The following is a 20,683-nucleotide window of genomic DNA, read 5'->3' as shown; positions in this document are numbered from 1 at the left end:
TCAGGCTACTAGAGAAAATCTCTCACGATAAAATGTCTCTAGGTCTCCTTTTTCTTTATAATCTATGATGTCACCTATGATTACGGTGATCTCCCGTTTTTTGCTACTGTCTTTAAGTGCTTCTTTCAAAACCTCTGCAGCATTCCCTTTGATATATACAGGCAACATTGGCAACCTGTTTTTTAAAGCAATGATACGGGATCCTTCTTTAAATACAGCCAGCAGTGCATCTGTTTTATTTCGTGTACCCTCAGGAAAAATAAAGATCGAATTTCCTTCTTTTACACCTTTTTTGATATCTGCAAAAAAACCACTCATTTGACTTTTTTCTCTGTCTATAAGTATAGAACCTGCATTACGAACAAACAAGCCGAAAAAAAATGAATTATAAAGCTCTTTTTTTGAAACCCATAATCCAAAGATCTTTGTATTCTCCAATGCTATTTCTATCAGAGGAGGATCGATAATGGTACGATGGTTACTTACAAGAAGATACTGCCCTTCCTTAGGTAATTTTTCTGTATTTTCAATCTTGACATCTATATTGAGTGCATTCAACTGTGCTTTGGAATATGCCAGTCTTATCTTTTTTTTCTCCAATGGATCTTTTGTTTTTTTCAATTTAAATCCAAAACTGTTGGTTAGGTAAAGTGCATAAAAGAGCTGTTTAATCTGGTTGAGATTCAATCCATATCCTTCTTAAGAATAAATAATCAAAATTATAACAAAAAGAATTAAAAGCCAAAACATAATATAACCAAAGGAGGTCCACACTTGCAAATAGTATTGTAATGCCTGAAAAGTATTACAATTTGACATATTTTTACACTCTTCGGAAAATACTGTCTACAATAATATTACTAAACAGAGGAAAGACAATGGCAAAGAAAAAAACATTATTTGAATGTCAGGCATGCGGATTTCAGTCCCCGCGATGGATGGGAAAATGTACTTCCTGCAATCAGTGGGAAACAATGATAGAGCTCACTACAGATCAAATTAAATTCTTAAAGGAGACATCAGCCGGCAGTGCTTCAGGTTCTGCATTTTCAAAAGCCAAATCCATCACAGAGATAGAAGAAGACAATATCACCCGTTTCCCTTCAGGGAGCAATGAATTGGACCTGGTATTGGGTGGCGGTATTGTCCCCGGTTCTCTGACCCTTATCGGAGGGAGTCCCGGCATAGGTAAATCAACCTTGCTTTTAAAGATAGCAGGCAACCTTGCACAGACAGACAAGAAAGTCCTCTATGTCTCCGGAGAAGAATCAGCCGGGCAGATAAAACTGCGTGCCAACAGACTGAATGCGAATCATGAAAATCTCTATCTTCTTCCAGAGATAAGTTTAAACTCTGTCATCTCTGAGATATCCAATGAAAATTATGAATTCATCGTCATTGACTCCATTCAAACACTCTACTCTGATGAAACGCCATCCGCTCCAGGTTCCGTAACACAGGTAAGAACCATTACTTTTGAATTGATGCGTATAGCAAAAAGTCTGCATATTCCTATTTTCATCATCGGGCATATCACTAAAGACGGTTCTATCGCAGGTCCCAGGGTATTGGAACATATGGTAGATACAGTACTCTATTTTGAAGGAGACACGAACTCGGAATTAAGACTGCTCAGGGGTTTCAAAAACCGTTTCGGTTCCACCAATGAAGTAGGTATCTTTGAGATGAACAAAGAGGGGCTTAACGATGCCAAAAGTATGGCTGGAAAATTTTTCAACAAAGAGAAACTCCAGTCAGGTTCTGCACTTACCGTTATCATGGAGGGAAGCCGTCCTATCATCATAGAAGTACAGGCTCTTGTATCAGAATCTTACGGACATGCAAAACGCAGTTCCACCGGTTTTGACAATAATCGTCTTGGCATGCTGCTGGCCCTTTTGGAAAAGAAACTTGATCTACCTTTGGGAACCTATGATGTTTTCATCAATATATCAGGGGGGATCAAAATAAACGAACCTTCTGCCGATCTTGCCATCATTGCAGCAATTTTAAGCAGTTACAGAGACAGAGAGCTCAGTTCGGAAACACTTTTCCTGGGAGAGGTAAGTCTCACAGGGGAGATACGGGAGATATCCGGACTCAGCCAGCGTCTAAAAGAAATAGAAACACAGGGGTTTTCCAAAGCTGTGATTCCCAATAAACCGATAGAGGATACAAAAATAAAATGCTTTGTAGCGGATGAAGTTTCTAAAGTGGTGGAATGGATGTAAACCTTTTTTAGATACACTACCACTATGAAAATTGGTACAGATATTATACACATTCAAAGAATCGAAAGTTCATTGGAAAAATTCGGTGACAAGTTTAAAACAAAGTTTTTAAATGAAAGTGAGATCGAACTCGTAAAGAAATTGGAATCTCTTGCAGGGTTCTGGGCTGCTAAAGAAGCTATCGCCAAAGCATTAGGCTGTGGTATAGGTACAGAACTGGCTTTTCACGATATAATTTTATCGAAGGATCTAAAAGGGGCACCCTCTTTCACCCTAAGCCCAAAGGCTCAAAAAAGACATCAGATCAAAGAAGCTTCCCTCTCTATAAGCCATGATGCAGGATTTGCAATTGCCGTAGTTGTGATCACTTATTAATTCAGACATGATCCCTCTTCTCCGAAAGTTGTATTTCTATCTGGATTATATTACAATATATATATTTAAAAAAGAAAGGACATACAATGCGATTTTGGATTATTCCTGTAAGTACAGCATTCTTTATAGCCGGATGCAGTTCTCAGGCCCCTACAGTTACACCAAAACCTGTTTCTGAAACAAAGGAAGCAAATACCATTAAAAAGCATGTACCCCAAAGACCGAAAACAAAGATCAAATTAAAAAAAGTCGAAGATGACAACTTCAGTGAAGCATATATGTACCCTGAAGATAAAGGTGAAAAAGAAGTTAAAGTGGCTGAAGCAAATACCACGTATCCGGCAGCCGTTGCTATGAGCAGAGAAGAGTGTATTGGGATGATAGGTCAGGAAAAGTTTGAAAAATATACACAAATGTTCGGCAATGAAGCATCATCTATTAAAAGATGTGCCATGCTTAAAGCGATGCAATAGTCAGCTACTGATTCTTTCGAAAATGCACCATCTTAAATCTATCACCCATCATGGTGGGTGATATGAGGGTTTTAATTTTATCTGCTTCTCTCATATACTTCTCCTGGGTTGTCTGTTTTGCAAACTGTTCAAGTATATCGATCAACCCAAAACGTACTAATGCCCTTGCCTGTGTCTCATAAGCTACTTCTTCAAATCCTTCGGCACAGAATGCCTCAACAACATGTCCGAAATTCACATCATAGGTAATGTCGTCTTTTTTATAAGATTCCGATAATTTCAATGCTTCATCAAAAAGAGGAAAGGTTTCATGAGCTCTATAGACACGGACAGAAAAGTCATTACGTACATACTTTTCACCGTAATCAAAAGAGACAAAATCACATTTCCTGATACCTGTTGCCATCTCTTTTGCAAAATTTTCATATCCGATCGCTATCTCACCCTGAACCAATCTGTGCTTTTCTGCCCACTCCAGGATTTCATCAGAAGCCTCTTCCCAAAATATTTCATGCTCTTCTACCATGGCTATTTTTTTATCTTTAATAAGTTCACAGGGAAAAGCATCAAATATTTCATTGGCTACAACAAAAGCATACTCTACTTCAACTTCAGAGATATCATTAAAGTGTGTGATAGTGATGTCGTCACCAAAACGTTCTTTGATATAAGCAAGCTGTGCTTTGCGTACCTGAGGCTGACGCTCTACTATACCGAACTTAAGTGTCTCTACCAATGCAGGATCACAGGTATAGAGCCACTGTATCATATCACAGAGCAGATATCCCTGGTGTGCACCTATTTCTATAAGCCAGCCGTTTCTGTCCGCTTTTCCCTCTTTTAAAAGTGAATAAAAATAGTTCGCAATACTTGCACCAAAAAATCTGCTTGTACTTACTGCCGTATAGAAATCACCTGATTTACCTATGTCCTTGAAGTTTTTATAATACCCCTCTTCTCCATAGAGCCATTCATTCATATAAGTACTAAATTGCATTAGCGACCTTTGTATAGAGTTCTATAAGCTCTATCTGTTTATCTAATTCATATATTTTTTGATCAAGTTTTCTTACTTTGAGTGAATTAAACATCATTGCTGTATCTAAAGAAGTTTTTTCACCTGCTTTGGCAAGATTTTTTGTTGTTTTATAAAGTCTTGCATAAAGTTTTTCATCTTTACGTGCAAGTTTTATTTTCTTCTCTATGATCTTCAATTTGTTTTGAATCAATTTATACTCTTCATCTATAGTATGTTTACGCTCTATCACTTCAGTTTGTGCTTTAAGGTGTGCTACTTTAGAAGCTTCTATATCTGAAAACATATTGATATTCAATGGCATAGAGACAGTAAACCCATAAGTCCAATACTTCTCTTCAAGTCCGGATTGTGGAAAAAGAGGATTAAGGTCTGCATCTGTATACCTTCCCTGTAACGATATGGAAGGAAGATACTTAGCCCAAGTCATCTTTGCATTATAACCCTTCTCTTTAGCTCTGAGTCTATCTCGAACCAGTTCAAGATTCGAACCTTTATAACGTTGTGCTGAGATAAGTTTTAGTTTTGGCAGCTTCAGTTTATTTGGATCTTTCTCACTCAAAAGTGCAAAGCTTTGTTTGAGTTTCATTAAAGATATCTCTGTTTCCAACTTTTTTGTCTCATCCTGATTGGCTTTGAGAATAGCCTGATCCAAAAAGCTGCTATCCATCAATCCTGCTTCATAACTTTCACGTTTTTGGCGAATATCAAGCTTATCATTTTTAATGAGTAGTGCCAGTTTTTTCTGTTCCAGATTCATCTTTTTCATTTCAAAGAGTAGTTTAACTGCAGAGCCTATCATCTCACGTTTTTTAAGTTTGATCTCTGCTTCATTTGCTCCTCTAAGTGCCTGAGCATATTCAATAGCAAAATAAATCCCACCCGAACGGAAAATAGGTTGATCGATACCTATACTGAAACTACCCGTCTGGACCGTTTGATCAGTAAATTGTTTTGAGTAACTTTTACTGTACTGCAACATAATAGGATTGATCCAACTCTTTTCAAGCATATCACTCTGAGCAGTATTTGATCGGAACTCATAGTCAAATAGTATATTTTTATTGTCTGAGAGTATATCACTCAACTCATCTGCCAACACAGAGGAGAATAATAAACTACAAAGAAGATATAGCTTTTTCAAAACGTTCAAACCCTTTGTCTATCTCATTTTTACTAATGGTAATACTTGGCAAAAAGCGTACCGTATTACGCCCTGCTTTTAATACGATCAAACCTTCTTTTAAACTATTTTTTATGATAGCACCTTGAATATCAGAACTTTTAGCACGCAATCCACGCATAAGTCCCAGTCCAACCTCTTTTTTAAAAAGAGTATTATATTTTTTAGCCATAGCTTCTAATTTTTGTTCGAAATATAAATGTACCTCGGCGATAGCTCCACTCTCATACAAATCTTCCAATACATCCAATACAGCCAAGCCGGCACTTGTACTCAAATAATTCCCGCCAAACGTACTTCCATGATCACCTGCACTTAAGACATCTTTATGTTTTGTCATCACTGCACCGATCGGTACTCCACCGCCTAAACCTTTGGCAAGGGTAATAATGTCCGGTTCTATTTCATAGAGATTTGATGCAAAGAATTCACCTGTTCTGTAAACACCTGTCTGTACTTCATCCACAATAAGCAGAATACCTTCGGCTTTTAAATGTGCTGCAAGTTTCTGTATCTCCTCTTTTTCAAAAGGCTGAACACCGCCCTCACCCTGTACAAGTTCTATAAGCACGGCTACTGTTTCATCATCTATAGCCTTATAGACATCTTCTATACTCTTTTCATAAGAGAATCCGGCCGGATAAGGAGAGAAATGAGGTGTATGAAAACTCTCCTGTCCTGTAGCTTTGACAGTAGTGATGGTACGACCGTGAAATGAGTGCTCAAGTGTGATGATCTTGTAACGCTTATTCTCAAATTTCGTCTCACCGTATTTACGCGCTATTTTAATAGCTCCTTCATTTGCCTCTGCCCCGGAGTTTGCAAAGAATACACCCATATCATAACCACTTAGTTCTACAATACGCTGTGCCAGCTTTGCCTGCGGTTCTATTACCTGCAAGTTTGAGATATGTATGATATTCTTAGCCTGCTCACAAATAGCCTGTGTCAACTTCTCATTGCCATGGCCCACAGAGTTCACCCCGATCCCTGATGCAAAGTCTATATAGTCACGTCCATTTTCATCATAAAGTGTAGAGCCCACACCTTTTACAAAGTTCGTATAGTCACGCGCATAGGTTTGAAGCACATATTTTTTATCTTGTTGTTCTAATGTCATTTTTGTTTCCATGTTTTAATTATGGGTATTATTATAGCGAAGAGTTATTATGGTAGACATCAAAAATGGTTTTTTACATTTCAATAATTATGTACTTTATGTTTATGAAAAAAACATTACTCTTTTTACAAACCTTTATAGTATTGTATATTTTTATAAATTTTTCAAGCAATCACTTACAACAGAAATAAACTTCCCACAAAGCACACCGTCATTTCGGAAAGATTTTGTAAGTTCAAATTGTATGCCTTGAGCTGCTGTTCTGATGGTGCAGATTTTTTAGCTTTTCGTATTCAAACAAATATTAAAAGTTTAGAAATTGCACTTTGGATTTAAATTCGGGTTAATTTTTTCTAATTCCAACACATCATATTTATCTTTGGTTCTATTTGTGGAGGTTTTATTTTTGATAAGGTCTTTTATACCTATAAAGTGAATCTCTTCACCATATAGACTATTATTTGTTTTGTTGTTCCATGCTTCTGAAAATTCAACACCATCTATATCTGTTAATATATCAATCCTCATAGGTTCAATACCAATTTGCAATACAAGATTGTCTGCATTTAAGTCATCTACTGTAATTTCATATGGTACGGGAAAGTCATGAAAGGCTTTTTGAATACACTTTGCATTTTCTACAGATTTTTCTATCCATAAATCTATATCTAGCGTGTGTCTACTATACCCATAGTTACCCATTGCATAAGCACCTACTACCAAATACTTAACTTGATATTTGTTAAACAGTTGCAACATATCTTTATAATCTTCAAAGTAATCCATCAAGATTAAGCCTTTGTGCTTCTAAATGCTATTTTTGTTTTATCTAATCGTGCTGGGTACTTTCCATGTATCTCAAAGTAATGTTGTGCTGTCATAGATGTCATCATTTTAAAGAGTTCATCACCACTTAGCCCAACAATAAAACTATGGTGTGCTTCATCATGCAAAGATATTTTTTTTAAGGTTATGATTCTTTTTTTCTGTTTCACACTACACATCCTTGATGACTGATTTCTATCTTTTTTAGTTGTTATATTTTAGCATAAATAGATGTTGGAAGGGAATAAGGATTTCTAACCCAAATCCCGAAATAGAAAAACAAAAGAATAAGTGAAGATGCTGTAAAATACGAAGAAAGCCAGAGAAAAAGCCCACTCAACGCTTTCACCCAATGGGTGAGCTTTTTCCAGGAGGATAAAAGTATGGCACAAAGTGTTTTAAATTTCACTGTAGAGAGCACCGAAGAGAGACTGACACCCAGAGCAGGAGAGGCAGTCTTTGGAGAGTTTTTAAAAGCAATCAAGCTTGATCGGTTATGCAACCGATATCTTCCTTTACCTAAAAGTAACCGAGGCTACGATCCTTATACCTTTATCCATTCACTTGTTCTAATGTTACACAGTGGAGGCAGATATCTGGAGGATATCCGCACCCTTCAGTCCGATCACGCACTCCAAGAACTACTTGGGATAAAGCATATTCCCACAGCAGACAGTATCGGCAAATGGCTCAAACGCTCCGGCAAAGTCAAGATGTCGGGGATGGAAAAACTCAACCGTACCTTGCTACAACGCTATCTTCGCAGAATAGATGAACCTTTGGTGCTTGATATTGATGCAACCGTGATAGAAAGCCATAAATCTATTGCGTTTACCACCTATAAAATGTTCCCGGGATTTACTCCCATCATTGGGCATCTTAATGGCGGCTATGTGATTCATCAGGAGTTTAGAGCCGGTAATGTAGCACCTGCTGATCATAATCTTGCATTCGTCAAACAGTGTGAAGCACAACTTCCCAAACATCGAAAACTCTCCTATCTGAGAGCCGATAGCGCTTCGTATCAGTCATCACTGTTCAATTATTGCAATAATCGTAATATCATCTATGTGGTAGGCGGGCATCTTGACAGGAGTGTACTGACAAACATTGAAACAATTGATTCCTGGGAACCCCTTAGAACAATAAAAGGTACCGCACATCATCTCAAAGAAGAGGTAGCAGAATTTTACCACACGATGCAGAATACCGATCATGCCTTTCGTATGATTGTGATTAAAAAAACCACCACCCCATTGCTGCATGGCATGGAGGCGTTTCTAAGCCAGGAAGAGAAGCTGGCACTCGCTTCTGAACGTTACAGTGTGATTGCCACCAATGACTTGGAGAAAACAGCTGAAGAGATTGTACGCTTTTACCGACAACGGGGTGATACCAGTGAAAACCGAATCAAAGAACTGAAAAACGGGTTCAATCTGAAGTACCTGCCAACTTCAGACTTTCAAGCCAATGCGCTCTACTTTCATATCGGTACATTGGCATACAACCTGTTCATACTCTTTAAACGTATATTACATGTCAGCTGGCAAAAACACACCATTCAAACCATTCGCTATAAACTGTATCATATTGCAGGTAAAGTAGTCCATCATGCTCGCCAAATCGTGCTTAAAGTCAATGAAGCGTTTGTGGATATCCTCAATCACATACGGCATCAATGCTATTTGCTCAGTTTAGAGTAGCAACTTCACCACTGCGGCATTCCCTTTATCATTTCTTCTTCAGACAAAGTGACAGGATAGCTATGTCAAAAAATCAGGAAAATGGCTTTAAAAAGAGTATTTGACGCACCACTTTGTTGACATAGGGATACAAAGAGCTCTTTTAAGCACACTTTTTTACAGTTCGGAGACAAAAACGGGTTATAGTCTCTCAATTTTTATGAAATGAATTTTCTATTTCGGGATTTGGGTCTAAAGCTCTTGTAGGGTGGGTCACACCCACCAAGGGCTAAACAAGTAGGGTTGTCATTGTCACCCGACCCCTATTCTCCATTTTCATCATAAAGTGTAGAGCCCACACCCTTTACAAAGTTTGTATAATCACGTGCATAGGTTTGAAGCACATATTTTTTGTCTTGTTGTTCTAAAGTCATTTTATTTTTCCGTTATTGTAAATTATTATTGATGATATTATAGCAGAGTGTTGTTATCTGTTTTCTAACTTAGAGTAAAAAATATTCAGTCATTGAACATTAAACCCTCTGAATAAGCCTATACATTCAGAAGATTCTGCTATATATCATTACAGTTCTTAATCTTATCCCTATACTTCACATCTAAAAACTTAAAATGCTTTTTAGCATAAGCTATCTGCCATGATTCTCTACTTCTCATGTCTCTATTCTTATCACTTCCTTTTGTTTCTACCACAAAAGCTCCTTCGCTCTCATCATACTTAATCACTGCAAAATCAGGGCTGTAATTACCAAGTGGTGTTTTGATCTTAAATCGCTTAGGAAGTTTTGCAAAAAATTTAAATTGCATATCTGCACAGTCTATAAAGTTTTTTTCTATATCTGAATCCCACTGCTCTGCATCATATAAACCTTTTTTACACGCTTCCAGATCATATCCCTCCAGTTCTTCAGGAAAAACATTTACAAATTCATAATACTCACCACTTTCTTTATAGGCTATACCATCACTACTCTCTGTAAGTATCTCATGTTTAGCATCATCGAAAGCCTCTATCGCTCTTTTTACATACTCATCACTGTTTCGTATAAACGGTTTCAGATCTACAGCATTGAGTATATCTATGATCATCCCTCTAGTGATACCTGTCTCTTTTTCAATCACACTCACCAAATCAGGAAGCGTCTGTTCAAAGTGAAGTGCATAACTCTTCTCTTCTGCCACATAACCATAGATGTCATCTGCTATAGTTCCAAACTGCTTTACTATTTTTTGCTCTCTAGTTTCTATATCTTGTAGTTTTCCAATAACTTTTTCTTTATATTTCTCTTCATCTAACTTAAGCTCAAAAATTGTTTTGCTCTTTAGTTTTTTCCACAATACCTTGAATTCATCATTTAATTGTGCTTCAGTATACTTACGTTTGGCTTTCTTTTTCTCTTTAATATTATTAACTGTTGTTCCACTGTTAACCCCACTAGCTTCATACTCCAATTGTAAACCTTTTGCAAATGCTTCAAAGCTCTCATTGGCAACCACTGTGAGTCTATTGATCTCTTTATCTTCTACCCTATTTCCAAATCTATCAACAGCTAAACGCACACCACGTCCAAGAATTTGGCGTTTTTTCATTTCCGATTTTGTATCGTTAAGTGTCGTAATGAAAAATACATTAGGATTATCCCAGCCCTCTTTTAATGCACTATGAGAAAAGATAAAACTTGTCTTCTCTTCAAAACTCAAAAGCTTCTCTTTCTCTTTCATAATAAGGTCATAGGTCTTTTTTGCCAGTTTTCTATCACTGTCATTATTTTTCAAGTCATCAATATACCCAGATTTTCTCTTGGCAAAATAATATTTATATATATCCTCGGTATGCACATCTTTAAAACTCTCATACCCAACTTTGAGTCTATCGAACTCTTTACAAAAATGATCCTGCATCCAGCCATCTTCTTCTGTCAAAAAGTTAGCCACCCTATCGATAAAAAAGAGACTCAACACTTTGATGTTTTTCTTTTTGAGCTCTTCATATTTCTTCATATGCATAGCTATGGCTTCAGTTATCTGCTGTTCTTGTATCTGCCGTTTAACTTGTCCATTGATCTGACTAACCTCTAAACGTAAACCATTTTCAAACTGTATATACATCTCTCTGGCATTGATCTCATCGACTATAAACCCAGAGTAAATGGGGTTTTTTGTCTTCTCTTTAAGGCTATCATTTCCTTTTATTTTGACAGACTTTGTGACAAACTCATCTTTGTTTTTCACGATGAGTTCCAACATCGCCACAGGTCTTTTAGACTTTTTATCTATCTCTATCTTGAGTACATTCACATAGCTGTCATTCACCGTTTGGTTTTCACTCAGTGCCAGTACATCTATCTGCTTGACGAGTCCTTGACTCAGTGCCTCTCTTGGCATAAGTGTATAAATAAGATTGTAATAGTTTTTATGTGTTGCAGAAAACCTAAGGGTAAAGAGTGGATTTAACTCATTTATAGAGGTTTTGCTTAACTCACTCTCCATGTTCTGTGGTTCATCAAGTATGAGTATAGGATTTGTCTTTTGTAGACTCTCTTTAGGTGTCCCTGCAAATCCCTCTTGGGGCATGTTGAGTATGGTATTGGCTCTTTTAAAACTGTCTATGGTCATTACCATTATCTGTAAGCCATCATCACGGATAAAATGCTTCAAACTCCCAAGTCTGGAGGAATCATACTCAAAATAATCATAAGGAAATTTATACTGTGACTCAAAATGTGCCCTCATGCTAGCCAAAGAACTCAGCACTCCCTCGCGTATGGCTATTGACGGGGTAATGATAATATACTTGTTCCACCCATACTTCTCATAGAGTTCAAGTATAGACTTGATGTACACATAGGTCTTGCCTGTACCCGTTTCCATCTCCACAGAGAAGTCACGACTTTGTAACATCAAAGACTCTTCTATGGTATTGTCCCTTTGTACTCTCTGTAAATTTTCAAGCAGTGACACATCATCTAGTATGTACCCATTACCACATACCGCCTCACCATCAAAAATATCATACTCACACACCTGTCTACTCTGCCCCTGGAAGAGGCTTACTATAGACTCTATGGCTTTGGTTTGGTGAGGCTGGATAGTGTATTTTAGTTGCATACTATATTCCCAACTTTGTCATAAAATAATCTAAGGAGTCATTTTTAGAGCGATCTATGTCTTTTCTGGAGCCTAAAAACCTTTTTATTAAATCTTTTTCACTAAGAGATTTTTTTGAGGGAAAATGTTTTTTAAAATCCTCTTTCGATTTATTATTACTGTTTTCCCATGCAGACAACATCCATGCTTCTATCTCTTTAGATGCCACTGCAACTGTAACATTTTCAAAACTATCGGTACCTATTTTTCGTCTATACCATTTTTTCAATTCTAAAATACAAGTAAATTGCCCTTGTTTTGTTTCACACTTTGTATCCAAATCAACTAAAACAAAAACATGTTCACATTGTTTAGCTATCAGTGCCTTTATATCTTGATGTACTGCTGCTTTATTTAATATGCGACAAGACTTACTTCCTCCAGAAGATGTAATAAGCATATCTCGTTTTAATGTTGGTTTGAAATATTTTTCAAAAAACTCCTTATCGCTATCCCCTTCAACAATCACTCCAACCTTCATGAATCTTCCTCTAAATTCATATCATCCAAAATACCTATTTTTAACATTTCAACCAAATCATTTTTATAGATCTTCATTAATTTTTTAATATTATATATATCCTCTGCTCTTTTAGATTTTGTATCTCCTTTATAATCCCTAAACATGAAAATAATTTCATTAAGTTCAAGTTGTTGCAATATCTCCATATTATGCGTCGTAAAAAATATCTGCTTATCATCATCCCTCATTGTATCAAGTATATAAGATAGTACTTTCATATGCATATGTCGCTCTGGTTCTTCTATCATGAGTCCTACAGCTTGTTTATTGCCCAGTATCGCACTCATAATGGCTATAAAGTGCACAGTACCGTCTGAAATATCTTGTAATGCTACATAATGTTTTTTCTCGCTAACTTCCTCTTCAAAAACCAACTGTGGTACAACGCCTTTTTCTATACGTATACCTTGTACCAACTCTACTTCTCCTATGAGAGAGGTTGAGATATCTTCAAACGTTTCATCATCTAATTCTTGTAAAAATTCTGGTAGGTTTTTACCATTTTCCATCAACAATGGAACACCTGTCATCTCAGGTCTTTTCATACTATCTGCTTTAAAATAGTGAGAAGAAAAAAGAGAGTTTTTGTTAAAGATAAAGGTTAAATTCATCTCTTTTCTAAGTACTTCATTTTGTTTCTCAATGTTCAATGCAAATAGATTGGCAATTGTCTCTTGTGTTTTTGCATATCTTGTGAAAATCGTATATCGTAAGGTTGTATGGTTATAGTTAAAATTAAACCCCTGATAGTTTTTCTTGTTTAAAAGCTCATCATAAGACTTATTATACCCTTCTATGAATGATTCAAAATCTCCTATGATTCTAGCACCTACACCCTGCTTCAAATCTGCTCTATCTATGATAATAGACTTTATCTTACCTGCTATACTTATGTCAATATTGGGTACTTTAGTCTCAAAGTTGAACCAATAGTGAAAATATAGAATAATGTCATAATCTATCAGCTCATTGCCTACAAGTACCCTGTTTTTCACAAGGAAATCAGCTTCAATCATAGTCAAAGGCTCATCATGATGATAATTTTTTATCTTATCCAAGCCTATTGTATCGATAGCCACAATACTATTTTTATAGATAAGATTATCCAAAAACTTCAATGCTTCGATAAGGTTACTCTTACCAGTATTATTAGGAGCTATAAGACAGTTTAACTTTCCAAACTCAAATTCACTCTCCCAAAAACTTTTAAAGTTATGAAGATACAAACGCTTTAACAAAACACTCGACATTACAATACCTCCAAATCCAAATTCTCACGTAGATTAAGCTTCACATTGGTCGTGAGAGCCTTTTCATAGCAAATGAGTTTGGCATCTTTGGGTACATCATGTACGATGTCACCCTCTATCTCTTTGTCGAAGCTAAAGTAAAAAACTCTTTCCCCTTCTGTAAGGGTAATGAAGCTGTATTTTTCAGACTTCACCTCACCTACCTCTGCACTCAGTGTAAATCCATTTTTGAGCCCCACTTCATAGACGATGTCGAGTTCTTTGGCTCCTTGGGTGAGTATGTTTTCGTGGAACATACTCATCTTAAGCATCTGCTCTATCTCTTCATAACTCATGTCGGGGCGTTTTTTGACCTCTTTAAAGATTTGGAAGTTGGAGTTATCCAGGTAAAACGACTTAAAGCCCTCTTTGTACTCCAGTTTTTTCATAGCTCTCTTAATGCGTGCTTTGGTAATGTCACTTATCTTTTTATACCCTGCTTTATAGGCTTCACTCTTTTCATCTGTGGCTTCAGGGAGTTGCACTAAGATGTATTTACGATTACCTCTTTTCGCATTTTTTTCATCTTCTTGGTTTAAATCCATGACCGCATGAGCTGTAGTACCACTTCCTGCGAAGAAGTCTAAGATGATGTCATCTTCACTACTTCCTAAATGTAACATTCTCTTTAGTAATTTGGTCGGTTTAGGTGTATCGAAATAAGCATATCCATCAAATAAGTCTTTTATTTCTTTTAATGCATCTTGATTATGACCAACTTCTTTATATTTCCATATTGTTAATGGTACTGTTCCTTGTTGCACTTCTGATAAAAAACTTTTTAATCTTGGTACACCATCACCATCATCTCCAAATGAAACTCTTTTATCTTCTATAAGTTTTTGAAGCTTTACTTTGGAAACTGACCAACATCTCCCTTTTGGCGGATTAACTAATCTTCCAGAAGGTGTTTTAATGGGATAATCATTTTTTTCAGAATAGGTCTTAACAGATAAATCTGTAGATTTCCAATTTCCCCTCGGGTCATTATCTGGGTTTTTATATCGTGCATTCTGTTCATCTGTACGAGGCAATAAATTTGGTCGCCATATTTCTTTGTTTTTAGCATAAATCAATATGTGGTCATGATTATCACTAAGCCATTTTGCATCATTTTGAGGACTATATTTTTTCTCCCAAATAGCATTGGCTACAAAATTCTCCTCCCCATAAATCTCATCCATCACCTTCCGCAAATTATGCACTTCATCATCATCAATACTCACAAAGATCACTCCGTCATCTTTAAGCAGATTACGACTCAGCCAAAGCCGTGGGTAGATCATATTGAGCCAGTTGGTGTGTCTGCGTCCTGTAGAGTTTGTTTTGGTCGTTGTGTAGCCCTCTTCACGGAGCTGGTCTGTCTGTATGAGGTAGTTTTGTATGCTGTCTCCCCATGTATCAGAGTAGACGAAGTCCTTGTCTTTGTTGTAGGGTGGGTCGATGTAAATCATCTTAATTTTTTTGTGGTACGAGAGTTGAAGAAGTTTAAGTACCTCTAGGTTGTCTCCCTCTATGAAAACATTCTCACCATCAGGAATCTCATTATCATTAGCCACCTCTTCATCTACTTTAAGCGTAGCATGGGTCTTTTCACGTATAGTCTTGTAGCAGTCACGCTTACCAGCCCATGTGAAGTTGTAGTGTTCACGAGACTCATTGACTTCATCTGCAAAAACATCTTTAAGCTTCTCAGGAATGATCTCCCCATCTTCAAATATCTCAGGAAGTATCTGCTGAAGTTCTCGTAGTTTCTGTTGTTTAATATCAAGGCTCTCTAAAGTCACTAAATATCCCTAAAAAATAAGATTATTTATTTTAGCGTAAAAAGCAAAAATCAAGGCTAACTCCTAGTGACAAAACTCCTATAAAGCACCTCATACATTTTTATTTTTTTTCGTAACATGGAAACAAGCAATTATAAAAAAATGTCTTAAATGACTCTTTCTATTCGTACTTTTACTTCCTGATAACAGGCACTCTCACCCTCTTCACTGAGGATACTTGGCGTAAGGTAATTCACTCCCACTGTATTATTTGTTATGACAATACAATCAAGGCGAATATCTTCATTTAATTTCACAGAAAATTCATGTTCTCCATATTCTGAACTTATCCTTACCCTCTCACCTTCACTATAGCCTAATTCTGGATGAAGTTGCACTTCATTACCTCTGATGAATTGCGTATTGAGGGCTTTACCTGACTTGGGAGAAAGAAGCCAAAAAGTTTCGTCTTTGGGCTTGTTCTTCCTCTCTTTACGGTGTTTCCTGAAGCGCTTCGTATTGACAAAATCATCTTCATACTCTTCGATGAACTCAAATTCATCATCTCCGTCTTCACCGAAACCTTCTTTATACGGTACACTCTGATGGCCAGGAGAGATATACTGCTCCCCCTCTTTTTGACACTGTTCAAGCCAGCTATTGATGTAATATTCTTCAGACTCAAGTCCTTCAAAGCCAAAAGCATCAAAAAGTGTTTTCGTAAAGTCATATTCGCTGATACCTATGTCCGAATCCATCACTTTGTTCATCTTTTCCACATACTGGTGTCCGTAACTTAACCGTACATCCTCTTTTTCAAAGAAGTTCTTCGCAGGGATGACGATCTTAGCCATTTTGGAAGTCTCATTTTCATAAAGCCCAAAATAGATAAGATTTTCGACACCCTCTAGCTCCTTCTTCACACGATTGCTGTCCGGCATGGACTCTGCAGGATTTCCTCCCTGCACCAGTACGGTATCAAACTCTGAAAAGTTTGTTGTGGCTTTGGGTACACGATCACACTTTACTTCAAAAGGATTATCCAAGCCCAATTTGGAATTAGACAGATAACTCACCCCGCACCCCTCTTTACCAAAGAGTCCGAGTGTAGCTGCCAAAGAATCAATAGCATGAAGCGTATAGGAGCCTATTGAGTATTTCTGTACACCGTTCCCGACCAAAAAAACTACTTTCTGGTTACGCAGATATTCCAATACCTTGCCCATATCTCCCAGAGTTACACCGATATAGGCTAAGATCGCTTTGATTCTATGTTCACGTGTATAGTCATAGAAATCCTCATACTCTGAAGCAAACTCATCCATCCACTCCGTGTCTTCACTATTTTCCATAAAGATAAACCTTGCCAACATGATCGCTACATAATAATCCGTTCGAGGAGCTATCTGAAGATGCAGATCTGCTTTTTTTGCAATGGATGTACGTACAGGGTCGATAACCACTATCTTTTTACCTTCAAGATAAGGCATAATATGTGAATTTGTCACTGTCACATTACGTCCCCATACCACTACCGTATCTGCTTTTGCTATCTGTTCAAGAGGCAGAGATTTGTTAATTCCTCGTCCCAACGCTATACCCGCATCACCGGCACCGTCACAAAGACTTCCTCTCGTTAGAGAGCCTTTTATCTTCTCCAGAAAAAGGTTCGTCGCCTCCTGCATTACGCCAAAGTTACCTGAACCTCTCCAGAGAAGTGACTTATCTGTTTTAAAGGCATCAGCAACAGCTTCCATAGCCTCTTGCATGCTCACCTCTTTACCATCAACCCTGGGTTTCTCTATACGGGGAGTTTCAAACATGATCTTGTTGAGTAGCGCACATAAAGCACCATTACCTGTAGGGTGGTTCACATTTCCCTTTAGCTTAGGGAACTTACCTTCTTCAACAATGATGCTGCATGCATCATAACAATCCAATCCACAAGCTGTCTGCATTACTTTATCTCAACCTTCACAAGTTTTGAAAATGCGTTCTCAGGTGCAGAAATATAGATCTCAGCCCTATAAGAGGAAATAAACTTCTCATCCGCCACACGCCATACTTTACCTACTTTATACGCTGTTCTCTTCCCGTCAATATAGACTCTCTTTTGGCCTATCTCTTCTAACTCTTCAGGCTCTAAAAAAAGTACCAACTTTGCTCTACTCGCATCTTCAACCTGTGCAAGAGGAGAGCCCGGAGCCACAAAGTCTCCCTTACGTACCATTAGTTTATAAAGATATTTATTTTCTAATACTAAAGACTTTTTAGAGATAGTGTCTTTAAGCTGTGAAATTTTATACTTCATATCGAGTATCTGTTTCTCTAAACTGATGATCTTTTCACGAGTACTCAAATATTGGGTCTTTGCAGAAACAAAACTGCTATAGGCATTGTCTTTTTGTGTTCTTGATGCTGTAGAGAGTTTGGAAATACGTTGATAGTAGCCTTCCTGTCTCTTGACTGTACCGATTAAACTGTTTGCTATCTCTTTATTAATATCTAACATTTTCTCTAAAAGTTCTACACTTTTTTTTGTATCTTCAAGATTGATCTTATCAAGCGCATCATCCAAGTGGATCACTCTTTTAGCATCCACCATCTCCCCTTCAGCATCCAGATCAACTTCAATGACCAATCCACTTACAGCAGATTTAAGGACTACTGATTCATAAGGTTCTACTTTTGCATAGTGTACTTTTGCGAAGATAAATAATGGGATAAATAATAGTAGAAATATTTTCATACGTAATCTCTTTTTTAATTGATTATATCAAAATAGCGTTAATTGCTAAATACTAAATGTTAAGAAGATCGTATAAGAAAGAAAATCATAACACTTAACGCTTGGCACATAACACTAAAAATAGGTACAACGATAAGTTATGTACTATTTTCGCTATATAGGCATTTAGTTACTGTTCTAGTACACTTATATTATTTTAATAGTAGTGATATGCTACTTCTTGAGTGGTATTATACCAAATCAGTATAATATCTCATACGCTTATTATAATTGATTGTTCTATGATAGCATCTGGGGTTTAGTGTAGCCAGAAAGAAACACAGAGATTTACTTCTCTAACTGCTTCTTGAGGTCTTTGATCTCTTCTTTCAGTGCAGCAATATCTTTAACATTGGTTCGTACTGCACGCTCAAGCACGGAAACAACTTCATAGATCTTCTCAATCTTTTCTTTTGTTTTATTTTCCATTTGACTGTGTCCTTTAAATTGATTTTTGCTGACAAGAAAATTATACCCAAAAGGAGACTAAGAGAGGAAATACAAAAAGTTCAGCTTACATAATTTAAAGGAACTGGTTCTCCTGGGTATCTCTAGTACAGGTATAGATTTTCAATAGAGAAATATCAGAGCATAAGCTGGACTTCCTAAAATGAGATTACATGATATACCTCATTTAATAGGATTAGTAAGTATCAATAATGGATATAGTTTAGAGCAGATTGGTGCGGTACCTGGACATACTTCAACTGCTACAACTAGACGATATTCCAATATGAAGAGTGATAGTGTTAAACAGGTATTTAGTCATATGTTTGATAGATTTGTTTGCAAAATAGAGAATCATGTAAAAATAGCTAAAAGTGCCGATTATATGGGAATTTTGCATCATTTTGCATAGATATAAGGTGCAACGATAAGCCGGGTTTTGTCGTGGGTAGTTATTTATCTAGGCGTATTGTTGCCAATACGCTCAAGCGAAGTATGAGTGCTGATCTAACAGCTTGTGAGACTTATACCATATACTTCTTGCTGCGGACAGGGTTTACCTGGCTGCCCATGTTACCACAGGCACCGGTGGGCTCTTACCCCACCCTTTCACCCTTACCAAGCAAAGCTTGGCGGTTTACTTTCTGTTGCACTTGCCCTCAGATTACTCTGGCCATCCGTTAGATGGAGTCCTGTCTCACTTGCAGCCCGGACTTTCCTCTCGTGGTTTACACCACCAGCAACTACCTATTGCACCTGCGCGAATTATAGCATATTTTACAGCTAAAAAATAGATAGTCCGGTTTTAGTTGTAAATTTTTCCAAAGCAAGTGTTCCTGCATGAGAGTTACCATACTTGTTGAGTCCCGGTGACCATACTGCGATGGACATCTTGCCGGGAACAGTTGCAGCAATACCGCCTCCCACACCACTTTTTGCAGGAAGTCCCACATGAAAGGCAAATTCACCACTGGCATCATAATGTCCACAGGTCAGCATTACAGCATTCACACGTTTTGCCTGTGCAGGTGTAATAAATTGCTTCTTTGTTATGGGGTCCGTTCCTCCAAATGCCAGAAATAACATTGAGCGGGATAACTCTTCTGTATTCATAGTGATCGCACAATGTTTAAAATAGGTCATCACCGTGGCAATAACATCGTTATCAAAATTTCCAAAACTCTTCATCAGCCTTGCCAACGCCAGATTTCTATCTCCATGTTCCATTTCAGATCTTGCAACGATAGAGTCAAAAGAGAGATGGGGATTACCGCTTATCTCCCGTATAAAGTTCATAATGACTTCAAGTGTTTTGTACTCATCTTTATAATGACTGATAAGCGTATCGGTGATCGTTATAGCTCCTGCATTGATAAAAGGGTTGCGTGGAATACCATTTTCATACTCAAGTTGTACCAAAGAGTTAAAAGGATTACCTGAAGGCTCTACCCCTACTCTTTTATAGAGATCTTTACTGTAAATATCCAATGCCAATGTGAAAGTAAAGACTTTAGAAATACTCTGTATTGAAAATTCTTTCTTACTGTCTCCCACTGAAAATACTTGACCATCGTCAAGTGTCACGGTCATAGCAAACTGCCCTTTTTCAACTGCTGCTAAAGCAGGAATATAGTCAGCAACCTTGCCTCGCATAAGTTCAGGCTGTATTTCATCGTAAATTTCATCGAGTATAGTTTGATAATTCATTATGTGTACTTTTTTAAATTATTATACTGAAATAAAAAGGAAAAATGGAAAAGAAATAAAAAAGTTAAAAAAA

General features: G+C 37.1%; 19 protein-coding genes and 1 other RNA gene. 5 read left to right on the top strand and 15 right to left on the bottom strand.

Annotation, left to right across the window (positions count from 1 at the left end; genetic code table 11):
- Complete coding sequence (locus ACZ48W_RS10055) at positions 1 to 687, bottom strand: lysophospholipid acyltransferase family protein (protein ID WP_464828268.1); 687 nt, start codon at positions 685 to 687, stop codon at positions 1 to 3.
- 191 nt (positions 688 to 878) lie between these two features.
- On the opposite strand from ACZ48W_RS10055, the gene radA reads away from it, so the two are divergent.
- The 3 genes from radA to ACZ48W_RS10040 all read left to right on the top strand — a co-directional run bounded on the left by radA (position 879) and on the right by ACZ48W_RS10040 (position 3,079).
- The gene (gene radA, locus ACZ48W_RS10050; protein ID WP_464828267.1) at positions 879 to 2,231 is read left to right on the top strand and encodes a DNA repair protein RadA; all 1,353 of its coding nucleotides are present in this window, start codon (positions 879 to 881) and stop codon (positions 2,229 to 2,231) included.
- Between the two features lie 24 nt (positions 2,232 to 2,255).
- Entirely contained in the window at positions 2,256 to 2,606 is a 351-nt protein-coding gene (gene acpS / locus ACZ48W_RS10045; protein ID WP_464828266.1) for a holo-ACP synthase, read from the top strand.
- Positions 2,607 to 2,692: 86 nt separating this feature from the next.
- Positions 2,693 to 3,079 carry a hypothetical protein gene (locus ACZ48W_RS10040; protein ID WP_464828265.1) on the top strand — a complete coding sequence of 129 codons (387 nt, stop codon included), beginning with the start codon at positions 2,693 to 2,695 and terminating at the stop codon, positions 3,077 to 3,079.
- A gap of 4 nt (positions 3,080 to 3,083) precedes the next feature.
- On the opposite strand, the gene ACZ48W_RS10035 is transcribed toward ACZ48W_RS10040, so the two are convergent.
- The 5 genes from ACZ48W_RS10035 to ACZ48W_RS10015 form a co-directional block, all read right to left on the bottom strand.
- Positions 3,084 to 4,076: an SAM-dependent methyltransferase gene (locus ACZ48W_RS10035; RefSeq protein ID WP_464828264.1), complete on the bottom strand. Its 993-nt coding sequence runs from the start codon at positions 4,074 to 4,076 to the stop codon at positions 3,084 to 3,086.
- A complete protein-coding gene (locus ACZ48W_RS10030; protein WP_464828263.1) occupies positions 4,066 to 5,259 on the bottom strand; it encodes a TolC family protein in 1,194 nt (397 codons plus the stop codon). Before ACZ48W_RS10030 ends, ACZ48W_RS10035 begins: the two co-directional genes overlap by 11 nt.
- Positions 5,234 to 6,418 (bottom strand): acetylornithine transaminase, encoded by a 1,185-nt coding sequence (locus ACZ48W_RS10025; RefSeq protein WP_464828262.1) that lies wholly within the window; start codon positions 6,416 to 6,418, stop codon positions 5,234 to 5,236. Before ACZ48W_RS10025 ends, ACZ48W_RS10030 begins: the two co-directional genes overlap by 26 nt.
- A 312-nt stretch (positions 6,419 to 6,730) precedes the next feature.
- Complete coding sequence (locus tag ACZ48W_RS10020; protein ID WP_464828261.1) at positions 6,731 to 7,204, bottom strand: nucleotidyltransferase; 474 nt, start codon at positions 7,202 to 7,204, stop codon at positions 6,731 to 6,733.
- A gap of 5 nt (positions 7,205 to 7,209) precedes the next feature.
- Complete coding sequence (locus ACZ48W_RS10015) at positions 7,210 to 7,413, bottom strand: hypothetical protein (RefSeq protein ID WP_464828260.1); 204 nt, start codon at positions 7,411 to 7,413, stop codon at positions 7,210 to 7,212.
- Positions 7,414 to 7,626: 213 nt separating this feature from the next.
- Here ACZ48W_RS10015 and ACZ48W_RS10010 point away from each other — a divergent pair, with 213 nt between their 5' ends.
- Entirely contained in the window at positions 7,627 to 8,946 is a 1,320-nt protein-coding gene (locus ACZ48W_RS10010; RefSeq protein ID WP_464827689.1) for an IS1380 family transposase, read from the top strand.
- A 552-nt stretch (positions 8,947 to 9,498) separates the two neighbouring features.
- Here the strand turns inward: ACZ48W_RS10010 and ACZ48W_RS10005 are convergent.
- The 7 genes from ACZ48W_RS10005 to ACZ48W_RS09975 all read right to left on the bottom strand — a co-directional run bounded on the left by ACZ48W_RS10005 (position 9,499) and on the right by ACZ48W_RS09975 (position 18,885).
- Entirely contained in the window at positions 9,499 to 12,051 is a 2,553-nt protein-coding gene (locus ACZ48W_RS10005) for a restriction endonuclease (protein ID WP_464828259.1), read from the bottom strand.
- 1 nt (position 12,052) lies between these two features.
- The gene (locus ACZ48W_RS10000; protein ID WP_464828258.1) at positions 12,053 to 12,571 is read right to left on the bottom strand and encodes a DUF4276 family protein; all 519 of its coding nucleotides are present in this window, start codon (positions 12,569 to 12,571) and stop codon (positions 12,053 to 12,055) included.
- Positions 12,568 to 13,863: an AAA family ATPase gene (locus ACZ48W_RS09995; RefSeq protein ID WP_464828257.1), complete on the bottom strand. Its 1,296-nt coding sequence runs from the start codon at positions 13,861 to 13,863 to the stop codon at positions 12,568 to 12,570. Before ACZ48W_RS09995 ends, ACZ48W_RS10000 begins: the two co-directional genes overlap by 4 nt.
- Positions 13,863 to 15,689, bottom strand: a complete 1,827-nt coding sequence (locus tag ACZ48W_RS09990; RefSeq protein ID WP_464828256.1) for a site-specific DNA-methyltransferase — start codon at positions 15,687 to 15,689, stop codon at positions 13,863 to 13,865. The genes ACZ48W_RS09995 and ACZ48W_RS09990 overlap by 1 nt, the downstream gene beginning before the upstream one ends.
- A gap of 146 nt (positions 15,690 to 15,835) precedes the next feature.
- On the bottom strand, positions 15,836 to 17,626 hold the full coding sequence (locus tag ACZ48W_RS09985; protein WP_464828255.1) for a molybdopterin-dependent oxidoreductase: 1,791 nt from the start codon (positions 17,624 to 17,626) through the stop codon (positions 15,836 to 15,838).
- Positions 17,626 to 18,417, bottom strand: a complete 792-nt coding sequence (locus tag ACZ48W_RS09980) for an HlyD family secretion protein (protein ID WP_464828254.1) — start codon at positions 18,415 to 18,417, stop codon at positions 17,626 to 17,628. Before ACZ48W_RS09980 ends, ACZ48W_RS09985 begins: the two co-directional genes overlap by 1 nt.
- Before the next feature lie 327 nt (positions 18,418 to 18,744).
- The gene (locus tag ACZ48W_RS09975) at positions 18,745 to 18,885 is read right to left on the bottom strand and encodes a hypothetical protein (RefSeq protein WP_464828253.1); all 141 of its coding nucleotides are present in this window, start codon (positions 18,883 to 18,885) and stop codon (positions 18,745 to 18,747) included.
- Between the two features lie 181 nt (positions 18,886 to 19,066).
- On the opposite strand from ACZ48W_RS09975, the gene ACZ48W_RS09970 reads away from it, so the two are divergent.
- Positions 19,067 to 19,315 (top strand): hypothetical protein, encoded by a 249-nt coding sequence (locus tag ACZ48W_RS09970; protein ID WP_464828252.1) that lies wholly within the window; start codon positions 19,067 to 19,069, stop codon positions 19,313 to 19,315.
- Here ACZ48W_RS09970 and rnpB read toward each other — a convergent pair.
- Positions 19,316 to 19,662, bottom strand: an RNA gene (rnpB, locus tag ACZ48W_RS09965) — RNase P RNA component class A.
- A gap of 24 nt (positions 19,663 to 19,686) precedes the next feature.
- On the bottom strand, positions 19,687 to 20,610 hold the full coding sequence (locus ACZ48W_RS09960) for a glutaminase (RefSeq protein WP_464828251.1): 924 nt from the start codon (positions 20,608 to 20,610) through the stop codon (positions 19,687 to 19,689).
- Positions 20,611 to 20,683: the final 73 nt, after the last annotated feature.

It is taken from the genome of Sulfurovum aggregans, assembly GCF_055385215.1.
This window is presented reverse-complemented; position numbering and strand designations above follow the sequence as displayed.

What these genes read in the sequence shown, in the direction of transcription:
- radA (WP_464828267.1), top strand. Translation starts at nt 879, where the DNA reads ATGGCAAAGAAAAAAACATTATTTGAATGTCAGGCATGCGGATTTCAG.
- acpS (WP_464828266.1), top strand. Translation starts at nt 2,256, where the DNA reads ATGAAAATTGGTACAGATATTATACACATTCAAAGAATCGAAAGTTCA.
- ACZ48W_RS10040 (WP_464828265.1), top strand. Translation starts at nt 2,693, where the DNA reads ATGCGATTTTGGATTATTCCTGTAAGTACAGCATTCTTTATAGCCGGA.
- ACZ48W_RS10035 (WP_464828264.1), bottom strand. Translation starts at nt 4,076, where the DNA reads ATGCAATTTAGTACTTATATGAATGAATGGCTCTATGGAGAAGAGGGG.
- ACZ48W_RS10025 (WP_464828262.1), bottom strand. Translation starts at nt 6,418, where the DNA reads ATGACATTAGAACAACAAGATAAAAAATATGTGCTTCAAACCTATGCG.
- ACZ48W_RS10020 (WP_464828261.1), bottom strand. Translation starts at nt 7,204, where the DNA reads ATGGATTACTTTGAAGATTATAAAGATATGTTGCAACTGTTTAACAAA.
- ACZ48W_RS10010 (WP_464827689.1), top strand. Translation starts at nt 7,627, where the DNA reads ATGGCACAAAGTGTTTTAAATTTCACTGTAGAGAGCACCGAAGAGAGA.
- ACZ48W_RS10005 (WP_464828259.1), bottom strand. Translation starts at nt 12,051, where the DNA reads ATGCAACTAAAATACACTATCCAGCCTCACCAAACCAAAGCCATAGAG.
- ACZ48W_RS10000 (WP_464828258.1), bottom strand. Translation starts at nt 12,571, where the DNA reads ATGAAGGTTGGAGTGATTGTTGAAGGGGATAGCGATAAGGAGTTTTTT.
- ACZ48W_RS09995 (WP_464828257.1), bottom strand. Translation starts at nt 13,863, where the DNA reads ATGTCGAGTGTTTTGTTAAAGCGTTTGTATCTTCATAACTTTAAAAGT.
- ACZ48W_RS09985 (WP_464828255.1), bottom strand. Translation starts at nt 17,626, where the DNA reads ATGCAGACAGCTTGTGGATTGGATTGTTATGATGCATGCAGCATCATT.
- ACZ48W_RS09980 (WP_464828254.1), bottom strand. Translation starts at nt 18,417, where the DNA reads ATGAAAATATTTCTACTATTATTTATCCCATTATTTATCTTCGCAAAA.
- ACZ48W_RS09975 (WP_464828253.1), bottom strand. Translation starts at nt 18,885, where the DNA reads ATGGAAAATAAAACAAAAGAAAAGATTGAGAAGATCTATGAAGTTGTT.
- ACZ48W_RS09970 (WP_464828252.1), top strand. Translation starts at nt 19,067, where the DNA reads ATGAGATTACATGATATACCTCATTTAATAGGATTAGTAAGTATCAAT.
- ACZ48W_RS09960 (WP_464828251.1), bottom strand. Translation starts at nt 20,610, where the DNA reads ATGAATTATCAAACTATACTCGATGAAATTTACGATGAAATACAGCCT.